Genomic DNA, 3827 nt, shown 5'->3' with positions numbered 1-3827 from the left:
CCACTCGTGCTTGACCTCGATCCACGAGACCACGTAGTCGCAGTGCGAGGACTCCAGAGGCGGCAGCCAGTCCGACGGGTCGGCGTCGCCCTTGGAACGGTTGGTCGAGGCGCTCACGGCCCACAGCTGGGTGGTGTCCAGGTCGTTGGCGAAACGTCCGCGGTCCTCGGTCGACCACTCGTGGGCGCCCGACCGCCACCCCTCCTTCAGGGCGACCATGTGGTCGATGTCCAGATCCTGCGCGTCGTCGAAGGTCTCACCGTCATAGGCGCTGTACCAGCTGCCGGAGGTCGACCGGCAGTCCTCGTCGGTCTCCACACCCTCGCCGTCGCGCTTCAACACGATCTCGCGCGTGGAGCAGCCGTCCTGTTCACTCCAGTGCGGGAACAACGACCGGTCGTAGCCGCCGGGGTCGTTCTCCTCCTCGACACGGATCTCCTCGATGCGCTCACGGGCCTGGTCGACGTCGGAGGCCGAGATGTCGCCGGGGGCGCCCTGTGGCTCGCCGGGGGTGCCTCCGATTTCGAGGTCGATCACCCCCAACTGCTGCAACACCACGACCACGACCACGACCACACCGACCAGCGTGCTGACGAGGGCCGCCAGTTTGGACTTCGGCTTCCGACCCCTGGGGGAGGACTGCTTCGACATGCGGGAGACTCCAACATCTGTGCTCCCCGACCAGCGAGGAGAAGGTCACGACCACTCCAAGCTTGGACCATCGAGGAGTCTTGGAGAACTCGGATACGGGCTCAACCGAGGAGATCGAAGGCGAACGACCCCACCAGAAGGATTGCCACACCGGCGCTGTGGCCCCATGCCCGCACCCGCCGGGGTTCCTCGCGCAAGGTCCGCCAGGCGTACGCTCCCGCACCGGCCAGGACCAGAAGGCCCTCGACAAGGGCGGCCACCGTCGGCGCCTCCCAGAGCCCCGCCCCCATGAGTGGAAGTGCGCCGATGTCGCCGGGCAGGAACGGCATGTCGGGCCGATGCACCAACAGGTCGGGCAGCTGCGTGGCGACCAACAACGCCGCCAACGGGATGTCCGGCCGCCGGGCCTTCGCGAGTCCCGCCACCTCGAAGTGTCCAGCGAACATCAGGTCCCCTCCGTCCGCGGCCACTGTTCGAGGACCCGGACGAAGCCGTCCACCAGCAATGTGTAACTCTCGTCCAGGCTCTCGGGCATCTGGAACCCGCCGTGCGCCTCCAGGTCGATGAACCCGTGCAGGGCACTGCGCAGCGCCCTGATGACATGCACCACGTGGTCCTCGGGGATGTCGAACCCCCGCAGGACCGAGGCGATGACCTCGACCGGGCGGGCGAACGCCGCGTAGGTCTCGGGTTCCTCCGGTGGCGGGGCCTCCCGCTGCAACGCGGTGTAGCGCCCGGGGTGATCGTGCGCGTAGGTCCGAAAGGCGGTGAAGAGCGCGCGTACGGCCGCGCCACGGGAGAGACCGACCGCGGCCGCGCTCAGCCGTTCGGTCAGGTCGGCCACGGCCGCCAGCGCCACCCGGCGACGCAGTTCGTCCAATCCCGGCACGTGCTTGTAGAGGCTGGGGGTGGCCACACCCAGGCGTTTGGCCAGCGCGGCCAACGAGAGCGCTTCGTACCCCTGTTCGTCGCACAGCCGGGACGCCTCGGTCACGACCACCTCCGGGGTGAGACCGGCCCTAGGCATCGGCGGCCACCCTCTCGATCAGGTCCACCAGGACGGGGGCGACCACGTCCGGTCGCTGGGCCTGGGCGTAGTGACCGCAGTCGGGCACCATCACCGACCGGCCGCCCACCACCGAGGACACCCATCGAGCCTCGGCGTGCGGGTCCTTCCAGTCGGGGTCCCGCTCGCCCATGATGACGACCGCCTCGGCCGTCATCCCTTCGGTGGTGTCGACGTTCTCGTTCTGCGCGTTGATGGTCGCCACGATCGCCCGGAACCGTTCCTTGGGGCGCAGCATCCGCAGGACGCGTTCCTTCTGTTCGTCGTGGCCCTTCGGGGTGCGTCCGGTGTGCAGTCGGTCGTACCAGAAGGTGAGGGCGCGGGGCGCCCACGGGCGGGTGAGCAGGATCCGCATCATGACGCGGGTCGGTGGGTCGAGGGCGGGCTGTCGCAGGAACGGGCCGAGCAGGGCGATGCCGGCGACCAGGTCCGGTCGGTCTATGGCGGCGATGGTGACCGCGGCGGCGCCCATGGAGTTACCGACCATGACCACTCGTTCCCCGCCCAGCTCCTCGGCCAGGGCGATCGCGTCGCTCGCGGCGGCGCGGCTGTCGTGGGCGGTGAAGGTGGTGTCGCTGTCCCCGTGGCCGCGCAGGTCCATGACGGCGACCCGGTACCCGGCGGCTGCCAGGGCCCGACCGACGAAGCGGAAGGACGCGCGATGGTCGAACATGCCCGGGACACAGACCACGAGGGCCCCGTCGTCCCCGTCGTAGAGGTCGTAGGCGATCCGTCCCTCGGGGCGCTCCAGGTGGTGCATGGTCGGCTCTCCCTCATGTTGGCTATTGCCATTAACCTAAAAGCTATTGCTATTAGCCTCGGCGGTCAAGGGGTACTTCGAGCGGGTTTCGGGCGGGGCATGGTGGGGTGGTCGGGGTGCGGCCCGCTAGCGTGACCCGTGACGGAAAACCGGGTGAGGCACCCGGCGAGTCGACCTAGACTGCTAGGCAGATCGGGCCGTGGGCCCGCCTATCCGACAGAGAGCTACACAGTGATCGACATCATCGACGAACTCCAGTGGCGCGGACTCATCGCGCAAACGACCGACCTTGACGCACTCCGCAAGGCGCTGGCCGATGGTCCGATCACCCTCTATTGCGGATTCGACCCGACCGCGGGGAGCCTGCACGTCGGTCACCTCACCCAGGCGCTCACCCTGGCCCGTTTCCAGCGGGCCGGACACCGACCCATCGCCCTCGTCGGCGGCGGCACCGGACTCATCGGGGACCCCAAGCCCAGCGCCGAGCGGCAGATGAACTCCGTGGAGACGGTCCGGGAGTGGGTCGGAAACCTCGCCGGTCAGCTGTCGTCCTTCCTGCGCTTCACCCCGGAGGGGGAGCAGGCCGGCCCCACCGACGCGATCCTGGCCGACAACGGGGACTGGCTCGGTCAGATCAACGCCATCGAGTTGCTCCGCGACGTCGGCAAGCACTTCAGCATCAACCAGATGCTGGCCCGCGAGACGGTCAAGAGCCGTCTGGACGGTGAGGGCATGAGCTACACCGAGTTCAGCTACGTGTTGCTCCAGTCCTACGACTACGTGCAGCTCTACCGCCGCTACGGCTGCGTCCTGCAGACCGGCGGATCCGACCAGTGGGGCAACATCACCGCCGGTCTGGACCTGGTCCGTCGGATCGAGGGCAACGAGCCGCACGGGCCCGCCCACGCCCTCACCACGAACCTGCTGACCAAGGCCGACGGCACCAAGTTCGGCAAGACCGAGTCCGGCACCGTCTGGCTCGACCCCGAACTCACCTCGCCGTACGCCTTCTACCAATTCTGGTTCAACGCCGACGACCGCGACGTGGCCCGTTACCTCAAGGTGTTCACCTTCCTGTCCCAGGAGGAGATCGCCGACCTGGAGCGCCAGACTGAGGAGCGTCCCCAGGCCCGTGCGGCCCAGCGCACCCTCGCCGAACTGCTCACCACGCTGGTCCACGGCGAGGAGGAGACCCGCAAGGTCAAGGAGGCCAGCCTGGCCCTCTTCGGTCGTGCCGACCTCTCCGAGCTGGACGCGCGCACCCTGGACTCGGCGCTGTCCGAGGTGCCCAAGGCCGAAGTGGAAGGACCGGTCGCCGACCTGCTCGTCACCGACCTGTTCGCACAGAGC

5 protein-coding genes are annotated in these 3827 nt (G+C 68.5%); 1 reads left to right on the top strand and 4 read right to left on the bottom strand.

The window, feature by feature from the left end; translation table 11 throughout:
* The 4 genes from K8V84_RS06330 to K8V84_RS06315 all read right to left on the bottom strand — a co-directional run.
* Positions 1-651, bottom strand: a 651-nt coding sequence (locus K8V84_RS06330) for a DUF1524 domain-containing protein (RefSeq protein ID WP_304071651.1), incomplete at its 3' end; no start/stop codon positions are given.
* 101 nt (positions 652-752) lie between these two features.
* On the bottom strand, positions 753-1097 hold the full coding sequence (locus K8V84_RS06325) for a hypothetical protein (protein ID WP_304071649.1): 345 nt from the start codon (positions 1095-1097) through the stop codon (positions 753-755).
* Positions 1097-1678: a TetR/AcrR family transcriptional regulator gene (locus K8V84_RS06320; protein ID WP_304071648.1), complete on the bottom strand. Its 582-nt coding sequence runs from the start codon at positions 1676-1678 to the stop codon at positions 1097-1099. The genes K8V84_RS06325 and K8V84_RS06320 overlap by 1 nt, the downstream gene beginning before the upstream one ends.
* On the bottom strand, positions 1671-2477 hold the full coding sequence (locus tag K8V84_RS06315; protein ID WP_304071646.1) for an alpha/beta fold hydrolase: 807 nt from the start codon (positions 2475-2477) through the stop codon (positions 1671-1673). The genes K8V84_RS06320 and K8V84_RS06315 overlap by 8 nt, the downstream gene beginning before the upstream one ends.
* A gap of 231 nt (positions 2478-2708) precedes the next feature.
* On the opposite strand from K8V84_RS06315, the gene tyrS reads away from it, so the two are divergent.
* Positions 2709-3827, top strand: a 1119-nt coding sequence (gene tyrS / locus K8V84_RS06310) for a tyrosine--tRNA ligase (protein ID WP_304071644.1), incomplete at its 3' end; no start/stop codon positions are given.

The organism is Nocardiopsis listeri (assembly GCF_020741345.1).
In the GTDB taxonomy this organism is placed as follows: domain Bacteria; phylum Actinomycetota; class Actinomycetes; order Streptosporangiales; family Streptosporangiaceae; genus Nocardiopsis; species Nocardiopsis listeri_A.
The sequence above is the reverse complement of the archived record's forward strand: the minus strand, read 5'-3'. Positions and strand labels throughout refer to the sequence as shown.

What these genes read in the sequence shown, in the direction of transcription:
- K8V84_RS06325 (WP_304071649.1), bottom strand. Translation starts at nt 1,097, where the DNA reads ATGTTCGCTGGACACTTCGAGGTGGCGGGACTCGCGAAGGCCCGGCGG.
- K8V84_RS06320 (WP_304071648.1), bottom strand. Translation starts at nt 1,678, where the DNA reads ATGCCTAGGGCCGGTCTCACCCCGGAGGTGGTCGTGACCGAGGCGTCC.
- K8V84_RS06315 (WP_304071646.1), bottom strand. Translation starts at nt 2,477, where the DNA reads ATGCACCACCTGGAGCGCCCCGAGGGACGGATCGCCTACGACCTCTAC.